The organism is Nitrosospira sp. NpAV, from assembly GCF_000832065.1.
Taxonomy (GTDB): Bacteria; Pseudomonadota; Gammaproteobacteria; order Burkholderiales; family Nitrosomonadaceae; genus Nitrosospira.
In genome coordinates this window covers 14,307-34,383 of the sequence record NZ_JXQM01000012.1, presented here as the reverse complement: position 1 = coordinate 34,383, position 20,077 = coordinate 14,307, and the positions used below count along the sequence as shown (strand labels likewise).

Genomic DNA, 20,077 nt, shown 5'->3' with positions numbered 1-20,077 from the left:
TGTGAATCCTTATTCTTTAGGTTTGGCTTTGGAATTTGTGTCGCAGCAACTGCTAAGAGGTGTTTCCGCGACAGTAAGGCACTCTTGGGGCATGCCCTGGCAGCAGTTTTGCGTCAGAAAGGTCATGATGGCCGCCATGCGCTCAAAGTTGACGGTATAAAAAATGAACCGGCTTTCCTGGCGCGACGAAATCAGCCCGGCGTGAGAAAGTTCCTTCAGGTGAAATGAGAGCGTAGCAGGGGCGACTTTCACTTCTTCGCCAATCTGCCCCACGGGAATTCCTTCCGGTCCCACCTGAACGAGGAGGCGGAATATCGAAAGGCGTGTTTCATGTGCGAGCGCCGCGAGAGCCGTAACAGCTTCTTTAGTTTCCATAGTTCCAATATTATAGAATAATCGAATTAAGTCAAGCGTTATATGAATTTTATAGCTCCTTTTGGAATATTCCGACTGCCGCAAGTGTTGCCTCACGGGATTTTGTGTAGTTCAAGCTTCAGGGACCAAACACGACGACTTCTCTTCTTTGACCTGCCCAGATGCGCACCACGTTGTGATGTAGGTATTGCCGTGCGCAGGGGAACCCAGGCTAGAGACGTATCGGAAAATCCAGATGCGCATGCAGGAAAAAGCCAAAATACCGGCTCGCAGAGATTTGAATGAAGATTTCCCGCTCAGGTCTGCGATACGGTGCGCCGATTGCGATAATCCACTCACTGCATGCTGGACCAAGGGGTGCAGTAAATACTATCTGTATTACTACTGCTTTACCAAGGCATGCGAGAGCTAGGGCAAAGCCATTCGGCGCGGAAAGATCGAGGGCGAATTGAAAAGCCTGCTGCACCGTTAATCAAAAACTGCGACCAGGATGCTTGAAATATGGCGGCGTTACCGGCAGGCGCAAATTACGCAGCGGCTATCGCTTGAGGATGAGTTACGCAAGCTGGATGGCAAAGTCGAACAATTGAAATTGATGGACAGGCTGGTTGAGACAGATAACGATTCGATGGTCAAGGCGTATAAAACCCGGATCAAGAAACCCGAAACCGACAGGACCGCTCTGATCGAGAAATCCACTCAATCGCCGCGCCCCATGCGTTCATGCGATGCCGCACCTAGAACCACTCTGGATTTTATATCGAACCCGCATAAACTTTGGAGTTCCGAGGCGATTGTACAACCGCCACGTTTCCGGGTGGATTTCAATACCACGGAAATACAGGATTTAGAACCGCTGAAACGCCGCCACCTTTCGAGGGATATTGGGGGGCTTTCAAGTAAGCGATTTCAATTGGCGGAGAGAGAGGGATTCGAACCCTCGATAAGCCTTTTGAGCCTATACTCCCTTAGCAGGGGAGCGCCTTCGACCACTCGGCCATCTCTCCAAAAAGACGCATTAGGATAGCGGTTTACCACCCTTCGGTCAAACCATGGATCGTACCACACCATCGCGTTTCGCAGAATTTCAGGATACCTGCTCCAATTCGAAAACCTTATGCAATACCCGTACCGCGAGTTCCATGTACTTTTCATCCACCACCACAGAAATTTTTATTTCGGAGGTGGAAATCATCTGGATATTAATGCCTTCTTCCGCCAGGGCACGGAACATTCTGCTGGCAATGCCGACGTGCGAGCGCATTCCCACACCCACCACCGATACCTTGGCTATTCTGTCGCCACCGATTACACCACGTGCGCCGATATGGGGCTGCACCTGATTCTCGAGGATATCCATGGTTCTGGGAAACTCATTCCGATTTATGGTAAATGAGAAGTCAGTCATGCCATCGTGACCGACATTCTGGATAATCATATCCACGTCGATATTGGCATCGGCTACCGGGCCAAGAATCTGATAAGCAATGCCTGGCCTATCCGGCACCCCAAGTACGGTAATTTTCGCTTCATCACGGTTGAATGCAATACCTGAAATAATCGCGCGTTCCATGTTCTCGCCTTCCTCGAAAGTAATAAGGGTGCCCTCGCCCTCTTCGTCGAAACTGGACAGCACCCGCAACCTGACTTTATATTTACCGGCAAATTCCACCGAACGAATTTGCAACACCTTGGAACCAAGGCTTGCCATTTCGAGCATTTCCTCAAAGGTAATAGTCTTGAGTTTCCGCGCTTCGGGGACAATGCGCGGGTCAGTCGTGTAAATACCATCCACGTCGGTATAAATCTGGCATTCTTCGGCTTTAAGCGCCGCTGCCAATGCCACACCCGTGGTATCAGACCCGCCGCGGCCCAAGGTGGTGATGTTGTCGCTTTCGTCCACCCCCTGAAAGCCCGCTACCGCTACAACATATCCGGCATCAAGATCAGCGCGGATTCTATCTTCATCAATTTTTAGTATGCGCGCTTTAGTATAGGCATTGTCGGTAAGTATTCGAACTTGTGCGCCGGTATAGCTTTTTGCCTTGACACCCAGATCCATCAGCGCCATAGACAGCAGGGCAACGGAAACCTGCTCACCGGTCGACACCATGACATCCAGTTCACGTGGATCGGGATGAGCCTGAAATTCCTTGGCCATGGCGATGAGGCGATTGGTTTCACCGCTCATGGCGGAAACTACCACCACCACCTGATGCCCCCGGGATTGAAATCTTGCTATCCGTCGGGCAACGTTTTTGATTCGCTCAGTGCTGCCAACCGACGTACCGCCGTATTTTTGAATAATCAGTGTCACGTTACCGACGCTTTCACGTTAAAAAAATATGGAACTCTGCCGCGAACAAACGGGTCTTATATGTTGAATCAATTACGCTTCCAACGGTAAAGAATTTGACTCTGTGGAAACGGGAATTTTACCCGATTACCGGAAATAACTAAACATATGCAATAATGATAACAGGGAGATCCCGAAAAATATCAAGCAGCATGCACTTAAAACTTGCATTGAATAAGAAAACAAATTAAATTTATGAACGCGCAATAATCTTATAACATATACCTTAACCTATAGAGAGCTGCCCTTATGAAACTCTTTGAAGAAATATCCAACCCTCGCGACATCCGGCGTAAGCTTGGTCTCAATCAGCATGATTTTTGGAGCAAGGTAGGCGTCACTCAAAGTGGGGGCTCACGTTATGAAAGCGGGCGGAATATGCCAAGACCGGTGAGAGAGCTCGTAAGACTTGTGCATATCGAACATATCGATCTGGCAAAGATCAGAAAAGATGACCTCGTCGTGGCCGCATTGCTGAAAAGCCAGGACCCTGATTTATACAAAAGTCTTAAAAAATCCGCCAAGTCAAAATAACTGTGGCAGTTAGTCGCAGCAGCCAAATGATCATTGGTTCTGTCCTGTCGGATGTCCTTTGGTAAACCAAAATTTGGCAATTACGGGTTGAGCTTTACGGCGAGTCCAAGAGACTGGATTTTCGCACAAAATGTGTCCATCCATACTTGGCTGACTTTTGTGAGCCGTGGCGCTTCAGGCTGCATGGATGGACGCGCCAGGCCATATAACAGTATTCCCTTGATCGGCACGCCTTCCCGTAATAATCCTTCTAGAAATTTAAGATAAGCGGCAGATTCCGCGCTGGCAGGCGGTTCGTCATCGATTTGAAACACGCAGGTTTGCAGCCAGGTAGGACACGAGGATGCAGCCAATTGCAGATTCTCGCGCATCCGCTTCAAGCTCATTCTTGTATTGTTGATGCGCTGTCTTCCTTCGCGCGTGACGCTGTCCAGCTTGAACCAGATCTCGCCATTAAGCTCCGCCATGCGGCGCAATCCAGCCTGCACGCCGGGCCGGTCAACCAGGCTTCCATTGGTAATCAGCACCAATTTTAGCTGCCTGGCCAGCTCAAAGTCGCGCTTTACCCGTGCAATCAATTCGATCACCTGCGCAAATTCTCCGGCGCTAGTGGGTTCCCCATTTCCGGATAGAGCAATATCATTGATGCGTCTTGCATCCAGGGGTACTTGTGTCTGCATGAAGGAACCATATTGAATTTCATGCAAAAAGGTGCGCAACTCGTCGTCGAGCTGGGTCAAGTCAATCACCGGTGCCGTGCCGCGCTTGAGCTCCGGAACCTGGCAATAAACACAACGCCAGTTACAGGCGTTGTTGGGATTAAGATTGACACCCACTGAGACGCCTCCAGCGCGGCGCGACACCACCGGATAGATATAGGTCATTCCCGCGCTGTCGCGGCTGTGATCCGCAATATTCAATAGTTTGGAGGCGTGCTCCAATGCTACAATCCTCATAAATGTTAATTACACGCAGGCTGGAATTCGATGCCGGCCACCGCATACCTTCCCACAATAGCAAATGCCGCCACTTGCACGGCCATCGTTACGCTATTGAAATCACCTTGTCAGGTGACATTATCACTGAGGCAGGAGTTCCCGAGCAAGGAATGGTGATGGATTATTCAGAAGTTAAAAGTATAGCCAGCGCTGTCCTGGTCGATGAATGGGATCATGCATTCCTGGTGTATTCAAAAGATGTAGCGGTAGTACAATTTCTTCAATCTCTCGCCGGCCACAAGACAATCGTGCTCGATGTACCGCCCACAGCGGAAAATCTCGCACTCGCCGCATTCCGCATACTTGATACAGCCTACCGGGATAGCTATGGCAATCATCTCAGACTGGAACGGGTGCGCTTGTTCGAAACACCCAATTGCTGGGCAGATGCGACGCGAGAACAAACACTTGGCAGTTCCACCCCGTAAGATGATGACTTACGCTCGATTTCTTTGGCCGAAAGCGGCTAAAACCTCATGGGCCTCCTGCGAACGCTCCCCATCTTGGCGTAATGGTTGATTTGCTTTATAACTTCTTTTTGTTACCATGCAAGGTGATGAAAATTTACAAGTTATCTTTTTATGAATTATTCCAATGAGGCTTCCCCATGTTAGCTCAGCCCATTCCCGATTTTGAACTTCCCTCCACCGGCGGCAAGGTATTCAGCCTATCTCAAGCATCCGGAAAAAGCCTGGTAATTTATTTTTACCCAAAAGATGACACACCAGGCTGTACCACGGAAGGCCAGCAGTTCCGCGATGCTTACAGCGAATTCGCCAAGCTCGACTGTGACATTGTTGGTGTCTCGCGCGATAACATTAAATCGCACGAGAACTTCAAGGCGAAGATGGATTTCCCTTTCGAACTTTTGAGCGACAGTGATGAAGCTGTCTGCAAATTGTTCGATGTCATGAAGATGAAAAATATGTATGGCAAGCAGGTTCGTGGCATAGAACGCAGCACTTTCGTGCTGGATGCGAAAGGAGCGTTGCAGAGGGAATGGAGGGGGGTCAAGGTTCCCGGCCACGTTCAGGAAGTGCTTGAGTTCGTGAAAACTCTGCCCAGAGAGGGGTCATGAGCTCCAGAAAATCGACTTCTCCCGTTACCACAATCACCCGCTTGCGGGCCAACCCCAAGCTATTTGTACTCGACAGCAATGTACTGATGCATGATCCCACCAGTCTGTTCCATTTCGAGGAACACGACATCTATATTCCCATGGTGACGCTCGAAGAGCTCGACAACAACAAGAAAGGAATGTCGGAAGTGGCGCGCAATGCCCGTCAGACAAGCCGTTTCCTGGATGAGATCGTAAGCAGCGCGATAACGGATATTGACGAAGGCATTTCACTGGAATCGCATGGCAGCAAGAATGCGACCGGACGGCTGTTCCTTCAGACCCAGGCGATCAGTAGCGTTCTACCGGTGCGGCTGGCGAGCGGCAGTGCTGACAATCAGATTATCGGCGTAGTAAAATTTTTGCATGAAACCTGTCTCAACCGCAGCGTCGCGCTGGTTTCCAAGGACATTAACATGCGCATCAAGGCGCGTGCGCTGGGGTTGGCAGCGGAAGATTATTTTAACGACAAAGTGCTGGAGGATACTGATCTTCTCTATTCCGGCATTCAGGAACTGCCAGTGGATTTCTGGGACAGGCATGGTAAGGAAATGGAGTCATGGCAACAATCCGGACATACGTTTTATCGCGTAAGCGGCCCGCTTTGCACCAGTTTCCTGATCAATCAGTTTGTTTATCTGGAGCATGACAAACCGTTCTACGCCCTGGTAAAGGAACGTAGCGGCAAGACCGCGGTTCTGCAAACGCTCAAAGATTACACGCACCAGAAAAACAATATCTGGGGCATCACGGCACGCAACCGTGAGCAGAATTTTGCGCTCAATCTCCTGATGAACCCGGAAGTGGATTTCGTCACGCTGTTGGGACAAGCGGGTACCGGTAAAACATTGCTGACCCTCGCCGCTGGCCTCATGCAGACCCTTGAGTACAAGGTTTATTCGGAAATCATCATGACTCGGGTTACCGTGCCGGTGGGTGAGGACATCGGCTTTCTACCCGGTACCGAAGAAGAAAAGATGACGCCATGGATGGGAGCGCTGGAAGACAATCTGGATGTACTCAACAAAACCGACAATGATGCTGGCGATTGGGGGCGCGCCGCCACACGTGACCTGATTCGCTCACGTATCAAGATTAAATCACTCAATTTCATGCGTGGCCGCACTTTCATCAACAAGTTTCTGATCATCGACGAAGCGCAGAATCTCACGCCTAAACAGATGAAAACACTCATCACACGGGCTGGTCCCGCCACCAAGGTAGTCTGCCTGGGCAACATCGCACAAATAGACACGCCTTATCTGTCGGAGGGAAGCTCGGGGTTGACCTACGTGGTCGATCGTTTCAAGGGATGGGATCACAACGGACACGTGACCTTACAGCGCGGGGAGCGCTCCAGGTTGGCGGATTATGCGGCAGAGGTATTGTAGCGAGATGTAGCAGTCGCGACTTGGTCTTACTAATAATTGTTAGGCCGGAAACACGAAAGAGTGTGGAATGAAAGTTCATTACCTAGAGATTGTCGCTTCAGATGTAGAGGCTGTGTGTGCGGCCTATGAGGCTGCACACCGCATCAAGTTTGGTTCGGCTGATCCGCTTCTTGGAGGTGCGCGGACGGCTCGGCTCCCGGATGGAGGCAGCATTGGCGTGCGCGGTCCCTTGCGGGATACGGAGGAGCCCATCGTTCGACCGTACTGGCTCGTTGGCGACATCGAAGCGGCGCTGGATGCAGTATCTCGGCAGGGCGCTTTCGTTGCGCACCCTCCGTTGGAGATTCCGGGAAGAGGTACATTTGCGATCTATATTCAGGGAGGCGTGAATCACGGTTTGTGGCAACTATGATTTCCGCCTAACGCGTCGCTTCAGCCGATCGCCCTTTGGCTGCTGAACTCCACCGTTGGGGTGTCCGCTTTCGGGAAGTTTGACCATCGGCTTCGGGTCAAAAACGGGCAGTGACTCTCGGATTGAATCACGATTACTACAAATTATCCAGGTCTAGTAATGCCCGGATTTGGCATAGCTCTCAAATCTCGTGTATTCGCCGAGGAAAGTGAGATCAACCTTGCCGATAGGCCCGTTACGCTGCTTGCCGATAATGATTTCGGCGATCCCTTTGTCCTGCGTCTCCGAATTGTAGACTTCATCACGGTAAATAAACAGGATCAAATCCGCGTCCTGTTCGATGGCACCCGATTCGCGCAAATCGGACATGACCGGACGCTTGTTCGGACGCTGCTCCAAGCTGCGATTCAGTTGCGATAACGCGACTACGGGTACCTGTAGTTCTTTTGCCAGCGCTTTCAGAGAACGGGAGATTTCGGAAATCTCAGTGGCGCGATTCTCGCCCTGAACGCTAGCGGACATCAGCTGCAAATAATCCACCACAATCAACCCCAATTCACCGTGCTGACGATAAAGCCGTCGAGCCCGCGCCCTGAGTTCCAATGCGTTCAAGGCGGCACTTTCATCTATAAACAAGGGGGCGTCACTCAGCTTGCCCAAGGCATGGGTCAGCTTGGACCAGTCTTCATCCTGCAAACGGCCAGTACGTACCTTGTGCTGATCCAGGCGCCCCACGGAACCCAGCATCCGCATTGCCAGTTGCGCTCCCCCCATTTCCATACTGAATACCGCTACCGGTTTTTCCAGCTCTAACGCCACATGTTCAGCTATATTGAGCGAGAACGCGGTTTTTCCCATCGAGGGTCTGCCAGCAACAATAATCAGATCGCCCGGCTGAAAACCTGAAGTTTTTTGATCTAGATCCTGGAAACCGGTAGCAATACCCGTCACATCGCTGGGGTTGTCCTGATTGTAGAGCGTCTCGATACGCTCCACTACCTGTTTCAGGAGCGGCTGGATATCAACGAAACCTTGCTTTCCCCGTGCTCCCGCCTCGGCTATTTCAAACACCCTGGCTTCGGCTTCATCCAGGAGATCCGCGGCGGATCGCCCTGCAGGGTTATATGAAGACTCGGCGATCTCGGATCCAACTTGAGCCAGCCTACGCATCACCGCCCGCTCCCGCACGATTTCCGCATAGCGGCGAATGTTGGCTGCGGATGGCGTGTTTTGGGCCATCACGCCAACATAAGCCAGCCCCCCCACGTTTTGCAGTTCCGCGGATATTTCAAGCGACTCTGCGACGGTCACTACATCCGCTGGTTTACCATGTTCGACCAGCTTACAAATATGCCGGTAAATGAGCCGATGATCCTGCCGGTAAAAATCATCCTCGGTAATGACGTCAGCCACCTTGTCCCAGGCATAATTGTCCAGCATCAGCCCACCCAGTACAGACTGCTCCGCTTCAACCGAATGCGGGGGCATTTTGTAGGATTCAAGCGATTGATCGTTGGTCGCTGCGGCGAGAAATTGAGCCATGGAACCCGGATGACACTACAAGTATCGGAAAGATTCTACCACTAGCAGCCTGTCAGGCATCGGTGGCATAGAAAAATAAAAAGGGCTTCAGCAGCCCCTTTTACTTGCCCGGACTAAAACGCACTTATACTCAAGAAGCGGTTTCACCCAGAACTGATACGACGATATGTGCCAATACATCACTATGCAGTGCAATCGTTAACGGATAATCGCCCACCTGCTTTAACGATCCTTGCGGCATGCGTATCATGGACCGCTCAATTTCAAACCCCTGAGCTTTAAGCGCTTCCTCGATATCAGCATTCGTGACAGAGCCAAACAGCTTACCATCCACTCCGGCTTTCTGGCTAATTTGCACCATTAATCCATCCAATTTTGCCGCATGGGCTTGAGCACCCGCCAGAATTTCCGCCTGCGTTTTTTCCAACTCTGCGCGTTTTGCATCAAACTCGGCAATGGCAGCCGGCGTTGCCCGCTTTGCCTTGCCTTGCGGGATCAGAAAATTCCGCGCATAACCATTTTTTACCTTAACAACATCGCCCAGTTGGCCGAGGTTGACAACTTTCTCCATTAGTATGATCTGCATGTTATCACTCCTCAGTGCAAATCAGTGTAAGGAAGCAGTGAGAGAAAACGCGCACGCTCAATGGCGATACCCAGCTGGCGCTGATAACGTGACTTGGTGCCGGTAATGCGGGCGGGAATGATTTTTCCATTCTCGTTGATAAAGTCTTTCAACAACTCGATATCCTTATAATCCACCGTCTGAATACCTTCGGCAGTAAAACGGCAGAATTTCCTGCGCTTGAACAAGGGGCGATTGGCCTTCTTGTCCTTTTCTTTGTCCTTGCTATCTTTACGTCTTGTAGTAAAACGAGCCATAATCCTTTTCCCTGTTTCTCACTAAATGAGATCTACGTTGTTTACATGTAACACCAATTGTAAGCTCGTACGACTCTTTTTTGCCAAAAAGCCGATCGACTTTACCTTGGTACCCAGTGGCAAGCCGGCGATGGTTTCAGCCATCCCAGCTAACGCAACCGCTGAAATTTCACATTCCACTTGTCGCGGCATTCCTGCCTCGACTTGACGGGAGATATGGCCGATCTTGAATTCCGTCACCGCCACTCCGGCTGGCGTATAACGCAGACCGCCAATTTCAATAATCTTTCCGCAAATTACAGTCTGGTTGCAATTCAATTAGCTTATCCGAACCTCACGCCACCAGAGTGGTTTCTCTGAGGTCATCTGCCGCCGGCGTTGCAGACCTTGCTTTCTCTTCGCGCATCATCGGCGAAGCCGCGGTCACCGGTCCGTCCATTTTAATGGTTAGATGGCGCAGTATCGCGTCGTTGAATTTGAACGCATGATCCAGTTCATCGCGAGTTTCCTGATCGCATTCAATATTCATCAAGACATAATGCGCCTTATGAACCTTCTGAATCAAATAGGCAAGCTGACGGCGTCCCCAGTCTTCAAGGCGATGAATCCGGCCGTTTTTTGCGGTTACTATGGCGCGATACCGCTCGATCATTGCGGGCACTTGCTCGCTCTGGTCGGGATGGACAATAAAAATGATTTCGTAATGTCGCATGCAGTCTCCTTATGGGTAAAACCCCCCGGGATGCGAACGCGGTGGGGCAAGGTTGAGAGGTCGGTACTATACTGAACCAGGACAAAAATATCAATCGGCAAGAGGTATTTAACGCGGTATCTGAAACGAAAGGATCCATGGATAGTACCCATCGGCGATCCAAATTCCATCTTCTCTTGACATTTTAATGCTGCAGACAGAAAGCAGTTCCGTTAATCCGGAGCAATCCCCCAAAGCGCCCGTATACCCTTCGTGGAGACTTTTCCGAGTTCCTGCTAATGTCTCGCCCGCTGCCGGCGGGTCTCAAACAAGCATATACCAGCACTGACCGAAACATTGAGGCTCTCCACACTGCCCAGCATGGGAATAGAAACAAGCCGGTCACAGGTTTCGCGCGTAAGCCTGCGCATGCCTTTTCCCTCCGCACCCAGGACCCAGGCAATGGGTCCGTCCAGTCTAGTGGAATTAAGATCGCTCTCCGCATCGGCAGTAGCACCAACTAGGGCTATACCGCGCTGTTTCAATTCTCGTAAGGTACGAGCGAGATTAGTTACGGAAACGTACGGTACGGCGTCGGCAGCGCCGCTCGCTACTTTGTGCACCGTGGCTGTAAGTCCAACTGCCCGATCTTTTGGCGCAATAACGGCATGAACGCCAAAAGCATCCCCCACTCGCAGGCAGGCACCCAGATTATGCGGGTCGTGGATGCCGTCCAAGACTAAAAGTAAGGCCGGCTCCGCAAGCGTATCGAGCACATCGTCGATATCCACATGGCTCCGGGACGCATCTATATTTGCCGCCACGCCTTGATGGCGGGCATTGCCTGCCATAGCCGCAAGCCTTGTCTGATCGCAGGCAATCAGTCGAATGTTTTGGACCTCGGCAAATTTTGCTAAATCGCGTGCACGTTGATCGCGCCGGGTAGAATCGAGAAAAATTTCCCTGATGCTGCCGGGATTCTGCCGCAAGCGGCTGGTAACGGCATGGAAACCGAATATAAGGCGAAAATTAGACATTCTCTAAACATGTATTGTATGTGACCCGATGGATTGGGACCTCCCATCCTGACTGACTCAATAATTCAGGTAGAATCCTTGCCGCCATTTTCAGCCAGTACAAAATCGATTTTGCTCGACTCCAGATCCACCCGCACCAGCCTGATCTTGAGTCGATCGCCAAGACGGTAGCGCTTACCGCTACGTTCACCCAGCAGCATGTGCTTGGTAGTATCGAAATGAAAGTAATCGCTGGGTAACTCGGAAATATGCACCAGCCCTTCCACGTAGATGCCATCCAGCGCCACGAACAGACCGAAACCCGTTACGCCGCTGATGACCCCCTCGAAAGATTCACCGATTCTATCCTGCATGTAATAACACTTGAGCCATGTTTCCACGTCGCGTGTCGCCTCGTCCGCGCGGCGCTCTGTCTGGGAGCAATGCATGCCTAGTTCGTGCCAGCTGCCAGGAGAGTACACGGTACCGCTCAATACCGCCTTGATAGCACGGTGCACCAGCAAATCGGGGTAGCGTCTGATAGGTGATGTGAAATGGGTATAAGACTCATAGGCAAGCCCGAAATGACCCACGTTATCGGGACTGTAAACCGCCTGACGCAAGGATCTCAGCATTACCGTCTGCAAGAGTTGCGCGTCCGGCCTATCCTTTATCCTGGTAAGCGTCCTGGCGTAATCCTTGGCACTGGGCGCATCACCGCCGCCTAGCTGCACACCGAACTCTTTGAGGAAATCACGCAGGGCAGCAAGCTTTTCCGGCGTAGGGCCTTCATGAATACGGTAGACGGTGGGTTGCTTGTGTTTTTGCAAAAAATCCGAGGCACATACATTCGCCGCCAACATGCATTCCTCGATCAGACGATGGGCATCATTTCGCTTTACCGGGAGGATACGCTCGATTTTTCCCTGAGCGTTGAATATCATCTGTGTTTCAATGGTTTCGAAATCGATTGCGCCGCGTTTCGTTCTTGCCTTCAGTAGGACCTTGAATAACTTATAGAGCAACTGGATATGCGGCAAAAGCTCTGGATATTGCTTCGCGTCCCCCCCCTTGGGATTGTCCAGCATGCCCGCGACTTCAGTATAGGTCAACCGGGCGTGGGAATACATGACTGCGGGATAAAACCGGTATTCGCGAAAATCCCCCGCGGCATCCAGGAGCATCTCGCACACCATGCATAAACGCTCCACTTGCGGGTTGAGTGAGCATAAACCATTGGAAAGGACTTCCGGTAGCATCGGGATCACGCGTCGGGGAAAATACACCGAGTTGCCGCGATTAAGCGCCTCCCGATCGAGTGCATCACGCGGACGAACGTAGTGACTGACATCGGCAATGGCAACATATAATTTGAAACCCTTCCCCTCACGTTCGCAATATACCGCGTCGTCAAAATCTCGCGCCGTTTCGCCGTCTATGGTCACCAGCGGCAGATGACGGATATCCTCTCTTTCCGTCAGCTCTTCTGTTAGCACCTTCTGCGGAAATTTGGTGGAAAGCTTTTCCACGTCCGGTGGGAACAGATGAGGCAGATCATGCTTGCGCAGGGCAATTTCAATTTCCATTCCCGGCGCAGTATACTCACCCAGGATCTCGACGATGCGGCCAATGGGTTGCGCATGTTTACTCGGCTGCTGAATGATTTCCACCATCACTACCTGACCAGCCCTGGCATTCATGGATTCTTCCCCGGGTATCAAAATATCCTGACTGATGCGTCTATTCTCCGCCTCTACAAACAGTATTCCATGATCCGCGTGCAACCTTCCCACTAGCTGCGTAACAGCACGCTCAAGTACTTCCACAATGGTTCCTTCCCTGCGACCTCTTCGATCCACGCCAATCTCACGCACCATCACACGGTCGCCATGCAGCGCCTTGTGCATTTCCTTGGCACTCAGAAATAAATCCGGACTGCCATCATCGGGCACCAGGAATCCAAACCCATCTGGGTGACCCTGTATCCTCCCCTTGATAAGATCGAGCTTTTCAACCACACAGATATCACCTTTGCGGTTACGCATGATCTGACCTTCGCGCACCATTGCGGAAATACGGCGGCTAAAAATCTCATTTTCTTCTTCTGTGATCTCGAGCAAGCTCTGCAACGCCTCTTCATTCACGGGCACACCCTGGTCTTCCAGGATTTGCAACATGAACTCCCTGCTTGGCAGCGCGTGGCCGTAACGTTGTTTTTCACGTTCCAGGTAGGGATCCAGATGGCGCAGGTTGCGTTTCTTCTTGATTGACAAAGCAATGATTTCCTATAGAATTGGCGCCTCTATCCCGTGTCCCTGTCCCATATTGAGACAGAAAGCAGGCATCGCCCAGATGGCGGAATTGGTAGACGCACTAGGTTCAGGTCCTAGCGGTGGCAACACTGTGGAGGTTCGAGTCCTCTTCTGGGCACCACGATGTAAACACGCTTCCCATTCAATCGCAAGTGCGTCATATTGCCGACACTGCACGGTTCTTCCGCGATTCTGGTGGATGCGCTACCGTTTGACGTCAGGATTATAGCAGGCGGTACGCGGTACCGAAGAAAAGGTTAAGCAATGTCAAAGCTCTGCCGTTGATAACATCCTATGGCTGTGGTGGCATATTTTCGGCCTCGTAAACGTTTTCCATAATTTCCGCGGTTAAAATGGCGCTCCGTTTTCCCGTGGATTAGCCCCAGTTATTGGATGCCGCTGATTTTGGTATTTTCCAACTGTAAAATCTTACAGCTATCCACAACCTTCAATCCGTTGTCTCATAACGTCTTGGATGCAGACCATTACCTCTTTATTCGTCATAACGATATAGAAACTAACGTCGTATCATGTGCCGGGCAAAAAGCAAAAAACTGCATTCAATTCCATTTTATGTGAACAACGCCGTAATAAAAGAAAAGGATTTCTGGCATTGCGGCCCAACCTTACCGCGAATCCCGATTTCTGTTGACATAACACGGTGAGACAAAACTTTCTACGGAAGTGATGCAAGTGATGTTGAAGCCAGCAGATTACTATCACAACTACTGGAGTTTCTTCCAATGAATGATGTCGTCGACGCCTTTAACGAATACTTCGAAGTTATTGACGTTCGTTCCCCGGAGTTATTACGTCAGGCATTTCATCTGCGCTACCGGGTGTACTGTGTCGAGCAACGTGCCCCGGGGTTCGAAGCGTCAAAGTACCCTACAGAGATGGAAAGCGACTGCTACGACCATCATTCATCCCATATGCTTCTACGACATCGTCCATCCGGTGAATTTGTCGGAACTGCGCGCCTGATACTTCCCGATCCGCTGGAACCAAAAAAGCCGTTTCCGACCGAGCAGCACACCCGGCTTGATCCCGCCCTGATCGATATGAGCAAAGTGTCGCGACAACATACCGGTGAGATATCGCGTCTCGTCGTCATACGCCGATTCGCCCGGCGCAGGGACGAACCCCTCCATGCGCTTGAAAAGGGTGTGAACATTGAAAACTGGAACCCGACCAACAAGCGGCGCTTCCCTCACCCCCTATTGGCGCTTGCTGTTGGCATCATACGCATGTCGGCCGAACACAATATCACGCACTGGTTGTCTGTAATGGAGCCTTCATTGAATAGATTGTTGAGCCTCTATGGACTTCAGCTTGATCCAGTCGGACCCATAATCGAACATCATGGCCAACGTAGACCCTATTATGTCAATTTAATCAAGATGCTGGATAGAATGTCTAAAGATTACCACCAGTTTTGGGAACTGGTTACCGACTATGGCAAGGTCAGACCAGTATCCAATGAGTACACGCAAGGTTCCGTATCAAATCCTGAACATTTTCTGGAAGCAGTCGAATAACAGACCTTAAAAGATTGCTACAGCTTTATTCCTGATATATGACATCAACATTGTTGGTAACGACTGAACGACAAAGAGGCGACAGCTTGAAAATGCGGATGCGCTCAGAATCAGGCACATTCCACTTTTGCTGCCTATTTCTACTTTGGTGATCTTGATTCTGGCTGGGCCTCAGCGGATGACACGAACAGATAAATGATATAACTCGTGATAACTAAAAAAAATACCGGCGGCTTCATTTTACTGTTATGCCTGCTCCTTGGCATCAACTATCCCATAAGCATGGCTTGGGCTATAGAACCCTATGAAATTGTGACTAATCCGAGCGTGAATGAGAAAACGCTACCCAAGAGTTCTCTTCGCGCCATCTTCGGGATGCGTCTCCATACCTGGCCGGACGGCACAGCAATCAGAGTGTTTGTGATGCCTGATGACGCGCCGCTGCACGTCGCCTTTTCTAAAGAAAAGCTGAATGTCTTTCCCTATCAATTGCGCTCCACATGGGATCGGCTGGTATTTTCCGGCACGGGCCAGGCGCCTGATACAGTTATGTCCCCAGAGGAAATGCTTGCTAGGGTTGCCAACACGCCTGGAGCAATCGGCTATTTAACCAAATCCAAGACGGATGGCAGAGTCAATGTCCTCGAGATCAAATAGTTGCATGCGCAAGCATTCTCCAGGGGCCATCATTGTGATTGCCCTGTCGGCACTCCTATGGAGTTTATCTGCACAAGCTGACAAACTGCCAACACTGCCGATGCTGCCAAAATTGCCTACACTGCCAAAGCTGCCACCGTTGCCTCATAACCTGCAGATTCATGGTTTTGCAAGCCAATCTTGGCTGATGAGTTCGGGTAACAATAACTTTTTCGGCAAGAGTAGCTCCGATAGCGGCAGCTTCGACTTCAGGGAGCTGGGATTGAACGCTTCGATGCGGCCGCTGACCAGGCTGCAATTTTCAGCGCAAATGTTGTCGCGCACTGCAGGCGAAGGCAGTCCCGGCAATGTCCGCCTCGATTTTGGATTTATGGATTACACGTATTTCTCCGGAGAAAGCAGCCAATTGGGAATACGGCTGGGCAGAATGAAAACGCCCCTTGGCTTCTACAATGACACGCGTGATGTTCCCTTCACGCGGCCGAGCATTCTATTACCTCAGTCCATCTACTTCGACCGTACCCGTAAGCTTGCGCTCGCCGCCGACGGCGTGCACCTGTACGGAGAACACCGTTCGGATTTAGGAGACGTCTCTTTTCAGGCTGGTGTGGTACGTCCATTGGTGCTAGGTGCCGAAGCCGAAGCAGCGGTGCTGGGGGGACAATTTCCGGGTCATTTGGCGCCAGAAATCTCGTATACTGGCCGCGTTAATTATGACCTTGATGGTGGGCGTATCCGCTTTGCCGTCAGCGCATCCCAGCTCAACATCAGTTATGTCCCTGGTGCAGGGGATATCCTTCAGGCGGGCTCGGTTCGCTTTACCCCCTTGATTTTTTCCGCGCAATACAACGCCGAACGCTGGAGCCTCACTTCGGAATATGCGCTCCGCCGCCTTGAATACAATAATTTCGGCGCCACGCCCAACATGGATTTCTACGGTGAGAGCTACTACTTTCAAGGTGTCTATCGTTTTACTCCCGAGTGGGAAGGCATTGTCCGTTACGATGCTCAAGTCACAGACAAAGATGATCCCCATGGAAAGAAATGGGCGGCTGAACGGCCCAGCAGAGCAGGGCTCGCTCACACCCGCTTTGCCAAGGATATCACTGTCGGATTGCGCTGGAATATCACACCCGAGTTCATGCTGCGCGCGGAATATCACCATGTAAATGGCACTGCCTGGCTCTCGACGCTGGATAATCCAAATACTGGTGACTTGTCTCAGCGCTGGAATCTGTTCTCAATCCTGGGTTCCTATCGGTTCTAGGGACAATCATATCCATGCAACGGGATCCCCACAAAGGCGCGGTACGACGTGACAGTGCCGCAACATTCAGGCCACACAAATTTTTTGGCCTGAAGTGGAAAGTCTTGTTGCTGAGCAGCCTGATACTGTTTGCTATCGTAGCTTTGTTCAGTGCAATCACCTACTTACGCCTGATAGACAACTTTGAACGCGAAAGGGATGTACAGCACGAGCGTTATGCCAGCGAAGTTGAAGGCTTGATCAAGGAAATTTCGCAGGACTTGCACCAATTGGCCGAAATGATCCCATTTCTGGAGGGAATGAGTACCGCTCTGTTCATGGGCAACCATGAAAGTATTGAAAAAACATTTGATCTTTACTGGACACCCCTTCAACTCAACAAAGGCATTGAACTGGTACATTTCTACAGTAAGTCGAATCAATTGCTGGCAACCTGGGGCAGCCCTGAATCCGCCATGCACGGAAGCGATGCAATGCTGAATTGGGTCCGGGAAGTGAATGCGCAGGAACAACCCATCAGCCCTCTCAGTTGTGTAGAAAGTTGCATGCAGTTTGTTGTGGCCCCCTTGCTGGTCGAGGGAATCAGTGTTGGCGTCGTGGTCGTCGGAATTTCTCTGGTTGACGCCGTCCTGGGGTTCAAAAATATATCCGGTGCCGATATTGGCTTGTTTATCAAGGAACGTGACAACGCACCTAAAAGTCGTGGCATGAGAATTTCAAACTGGAATGTCCGGATTGCGGCGCTTACCAGCAAAGAAAAAAGTCTCGCAATTCTCAATAGGGCCGCGGAACAATACCCGGACTTGAATAGTCTTGAAAACGGTGTACAGATCTCCTTGGGCAACCGTTATCAGCAAATAAAACTGCTTCCCCTGGGAAGGGAAAATCCAACTGATAAAGCACGGTTGATCGTTATCACCGATATCACTTCGACCATCGATGTCATTAATAGTTTGACATGGCGAAACGTGATAACAGGTTTAGTGGGACTTCTGCTATCCGTAATATTGTTATTTGCAATCCTTACAAGACCGCTGTCGCGATTCAAACACATTGTTTTTGCTTTACCGCTCCTGGCTCACAGCAACTTTGAAAATTTTCGCTCGTCACTTCATTCCGCAGGCCAGAAACAGTGGCTAACAGATGAAATTGACATGCTTGATGAAACAGCGGTCGCCCTGTCCTATCAGCTCGAAAAACTGGAAGATCAGGTCGCGGACCGGACGCGGATACTGGCGGGGAAAATGGACGAGTTGAGCAAGGAAAGAGATTTCATTACAAACCTGCTTGATATCGCACAGGTGATTGTATTGACACAAAATGCCAACGGTAGAATCATGACGCTTAATGCCCACGGCGAAATGCTTATTCAATATACGGAACAGGAATTGCGAGGCAAGCCTTTCATCGAACTCCTTGCTCTTGAAAATGATCTGCAGGACTTGCCTATCCATCTTGAGGAAGTGCGATCTGAACAAAGAGACCAGCTGCGCCACGAAGCCAATATTTTGTGTAAAGATGACTCGGTACGCCACATACTCTGGCTGCACTCCCGTCTGACACGGCACGCCGCGGAAGATCCGGCGATATTATCGGTAGGGCTGGATATGACGGAACATAAGCGTGCGGAAGGCCGGCTGGCCTGGCTGGCCGATCATGACCCGCTTACGGATTTATTCAACCGGCGCCGCTTTCAAGAAGAACTGGAACAAATGCTTAATTTGGCTGCCCGTTATAACTATTCGGGCGCGCTGCTCTTTTTCGACCTGGATCAGTTCAAGTACATCAACGACACCAGCGGACATCAAGCGGGCGATGCTTTATTGAAAATGGTCGCGCGCATGTTGCTTAGCGGTATCCGCAGCGTCGATATACTCGGACGGCTGGGCGGGGATGAATTTGCGGTGATATTGCCGCAAACCACACCCGAAGGAGCAATAGAAGTCGCAAAAAATATCCTGGCAGCCATGAGTCAGGGCAAACTGACGGTGAACGGTCGAACTCATAAAGCTTCAGCCAGCATCGGTATTGCCCTCTTTCCAGAGCATGGGAACAATGTTCATGACCTGCTAGCGGCAGCAGACCTTGCCATGTATCAGGCAAAAGAGGCGGGGCGGGGTGGCTGGCACTTGTTCTCCAACGAGGAGAAAACCCGCGAGCGCATGCATACGCTTGTATATTGGAAAGAGAAAATTGAATACTCCTTCTTGCATGACAGATTCTTCTTCTACTTTCAGCCTATCATGCATATTCCAAACAAAGTCATCGACCATTATGAAGTGCTGTTGCGCATGCTCGATAATGACGGAACAATACTTGCCCCTCATCTTTTTATACCCGCGGCGGAACAAACGGGTCTTATTCATGCCATTGATCATATGGTTCTGCGGAAATCTATTGCCCTATCGGCTGAAATCCAACAACGCGGACACAAAGTCCGATTCTCGATAAATTTGTCCGCTCACGCGTTTCACGATCCCGAGTTGCTGCCGATCTTGACCGAGACCTTCGCTCACTATGGCGCGGACCCATCAACCTTCATGTTTGAAATAACTGAAACGGCAGCCCTGGAAGATCTGCCGGCGGCGCGAAAACTCATGGAAACAATCAAGACTCTTGGCTGCAGTTTTACACTGGATGATTTCGGCGTTGGATTCTCTTCCTTTTATTACATACGCCAACTCCCGATTGACGTGGTAAAGATAGATGGGTCGTTCATACGAAACTTGGCCGATAACCCTGACGATCAAATCCTGGTAAAGGCTTTATGCGATGTGGCCAGAGGATTTGGAAAGCAAACAACGGCTGAGTTTGTAGAGAATGCCGCGACATTCTCGTTGCTTGAAAAAATGCAGGTGGACTATGCGCAAGGTTATTGGATAGGAACGCCAGCGCCGACGCATGAGTCGCTATTCAAAGATTTCCTGCAGGGGTGAGGCGGGCGAATATATTATTGTGGAATAATTCGGACGGTGCCGATTTCGCCTTA

At 50.7% G+C, this 20,077-nt stretch carries 19 protein-coding genes and 2 tRNA genes; 10 read left to right on the top strand and 11 right to left on the bottom strand.

Translation table 11 applies throughout. The features are described 5' to 3' along the window. Positions 1-9: 9 nt before the first annotated feature. The 3 genes from SQ11_RS08290 to SQ11_RS08280 all read right to left on the bottom strand — a co-directional run bounded on the left by SQ11_RS08290 (position 10) and on the right by SQ11_RS08280 (position 2,692). A complete protein-coding gene (locus tag SQ11_RS08290; protein WP_041513699.1) occupies positions 10-375 on the bottom strand; it encodes a helix-turn-helix transcriptional regulator in 366 nt (121 codons plus the stop codon). Between the two features lie 914 nt (positions 376-1,289). Then, positions 1,290-1,382, bottom strand: a tRNA-Ser gene (locus SQ11_RS08285). Positions 1,383-1,462: 80 nt separating this feature from the next. After that, complete coding sequence (locus SQ11_RS08280) at positions 1,463-2,692, bottom strand: aspartate kinase (RefSeq protein ID WP_041513698.1); 1,230 nt, start codon at positions 2,690-2,692, stop codon at positions 1,463-1,465. Positions 2,693-2,980: 288 nt separating this feature from the next. Between SQ11_RS08280 and SQ11_RS08275 the strand changes: the two genes are divergently transcribed. Then, on the top strand, positions 2,981-3,265 hold the full coding sequence (locus tag SQ11_RS08275; RefSeq protein WP_041513697.1) for a DNA-binding transcriptional regulator: 285 nt from the start codon (positions 2,981-2,983) through the stop codon (positions 3,263-3,265). Positions 3,266-3,345: 80 nt separating this feature from the next. Here the strand turns inward: SQ11_RS08275 and SQ11_RS08270 are convergent, their stop codons facing one another. Further along, positions 3,346-4,206 (bottom strand): radical SAM protein, encoded by an 861-nt coding sequence (locus SQ11_RS08270; protein WP_041513747.1) that lies wholly within the window; start codon positions 4,204-4,206, stop codon positions 3,346-3,348. 17 nt (positions 4,207-4,223) lie between these two features. Here SQ11_RS08270 and queD point away from each other — a divergent pair, with 17 nt between their 5' ends. The 4 genes from queD (at position 4,224) to SQ11_RS08250 (ending at position 7,183) form a co-directional block, all read left to right on the top strand. After that, entirely contained in the window at positions 4,224-4,691 is a 468-nt protein-coding gene (queD, locus tag SQ11_RS08265; RefSeq protein ID WP_041513696.1) for a 6-carboxytetrahydropterin synthase QueD, read from the top strand. 179 nt (positions 4,692-4,870) lie between these two features. Continuing rightward, complete coding sequence (locus SQ11_RS08260) at positions 4,871-5,341, top strand: peroxiredoxin (RefSeq protein WP_041513695.1); 471 nt, start codon at positions 4,871-4,873, stop codon at positions 5,339-5,341. Further along, complete coding sequence (locus SQ11_RS08255; RefSeq protein ID WP_052494098.1) at positions 5,338-6,771, top strand: PhoH family protein; 1,434 nt, start codon at positions 5,338-5,340, stop codon at positions 6,769-6,771. Before SQ11_RS08260 ends, SQ11_RS08255 begins: the two co-directional genes overlap by 4 nt. Positions 6,772-6,838: 67 nt before the next feature. Further along, positions 6,839-7,183: a VOC family protein gene (locus SQ11_RS08250; RefSeq protein WP_041513694.1), complete on the top strand. Its 345-nt coding sequence runs from the start codon at positions 6,839-6,841 to the stop codon at positions 7,181-7,183. Between the two features lie 153 nt (positions 7,184-7,336). Here SQ11_RS08250 and dnaB read toward each other — a convergent pair whose 3' ends face one another. From dnaB to rnr, 7 genes are all read right to left on the bottom strand, one after another. Further along, positions 7,337-8,725, bottom strand: a complete 1,389-nt coding sequence (gene dnaB / locus SQ11_RS08245) for a replicative DNA helicase (RefSeq protein ID WP_041513693.1) — start codon at positions 8,723-8,725, stop codon at positions 7,337-7,339. A gap of 130 nt (positions 8,726-8,855) precedes the next feature. Continuing rightward, complete coding sequence (gene rplI / locus SQ11_RS08240) at positions 8,856-9,311, bottom strand: 50S ribosomal protein L9 (protein ID WP_041513692.1); 456 nt, start codon at positions 9,309-9,311, stop codon at positions 8,856-8,858. 11 nt (positions 9,312-9,322) lie between these two features. Further along, positions 9,323-9,607 (bottom strand): 30S ribosomal protein S18, encoded by a 285-nt coding sequence (rpsR, locus tag SQ11_RS08235; protein WP_041513691.1) that lies wholly within the window; start codon positions 9,605-9,607, stop codon positions 9,323-9,325. 21 nt (positions 9,608-9,628) lie between these two features. After that, positions 9,629-9,925, bottom strand: coding sequence for a primosomal replication protein N (gene priB / locus SQ11_RS08230; protein WP_041513690.1), 297 nt, complete (start codon positions 9,923-9,925; stop codon positions 9,629-9,631). Between the two features lie 16 nt (positions 9,926-9,941). Next, positions 9,942-10,319 carry a 30S ribosomal protein S6 gene (gene rpsF, locus SQ11_RS08225; RefSeq protein WP_041513689.1) on the bottom strand — a complete coding sequence of 126 codons (378 nt, stop codon included), beginning with the start codon at positions 10,317-10,319 and terminating at the stop codon, positions 9,942-9,944. Positions 10,320-10,594: 275 nt separating this feature from the next. After that, the gene (gene rlmB, locus SQ11_RS08220; protein ID WP_041513688.1) at positions 10,595-11,335 is read right to left on the bottom strand and encodes a 23S rRNA (guanosine(2251)-2'-O)-methyltransferase RlmB; all 741 of its coding nucleotides are present in this window, start codon (positions 11,333-11,335) and stop codon (positions 10,595-10,597) included. Positions 11,336-11,400: 65 nt separating this feature from the next. Beyond that, the gene (rnr, locus tag SQ11_RS08215) at positions 11,401-13,587 is read right to left on the bottom strand and encodes a ribonuclease R (RefSeq protein ID WP_052494097.1); all 2,187 of its coding nucleotides are present in this window, start codon (positions 13,585-13,587) and stop codon (positions 11,401-11,403) included. Between the two features lie 73 nt (positions 13,588-13,660). Here rnr and SQ11_RS08210 point away from each other — a divergent pair. From SQ11_RS08210 to SQ11_RS08190, 5 genes are all read left to right on the top strand, one after another. Continuing rightward, positions 13,661-13,747 (top strand) — tRNA-Leu (locus SQ11_RS08210). Positions 13,748-14,369: 622 nt separating this feature from the next. Next, positions 14,370-15,164 carry a PEP-CTERM/exosortase system-associated acyltransferase gene (locus SQ11_RS08205; protein ID WP_041513687.1) on the top strand — a complete coding sequence of 265 codons (795 nt, stop codon included), beginning with the start codon at positions 14,370-14,372 and terminating at the stop codon, positions 15,162-15,164. Positions 15,165-15,371: 207 nt separating this feature from the next. Further along, entirely contained in the window at positions 15,372-15,821 is a 450-nt protein-coding gene (locus SQ11_RS08200; protein ID WP_232297935.1) for a substrate-binding domain-containing protein, read from the top strand. Between the two features lie 4 nt (positions 15,822-15,825). Further along, on the top strand, positions 15,826-17,088 hold the full coding sequence (locus tag SQ11_RS08195) for a porin (protein ID WP_232297934.1): 1,263 nt from the start codon (positions 15,826-15,828) through the stop codon (positions 17,086-17,088). A gap of 14 nt (positions 17,089-17,102) precedes the next feature. Further along, positions 17,103-20,024, top strand: a complete 2,922-nt coding sequence (locus tag SQ11_RS08190) for an EAL domain-containing protein (protein ID WP_041513685.1) — start codon at positions 17,103-17,105, stop codon at positions 20,022-20,024. The last annotated feature ends 53 nt before the right edge of the window (positions 20,025-20,077 follow it).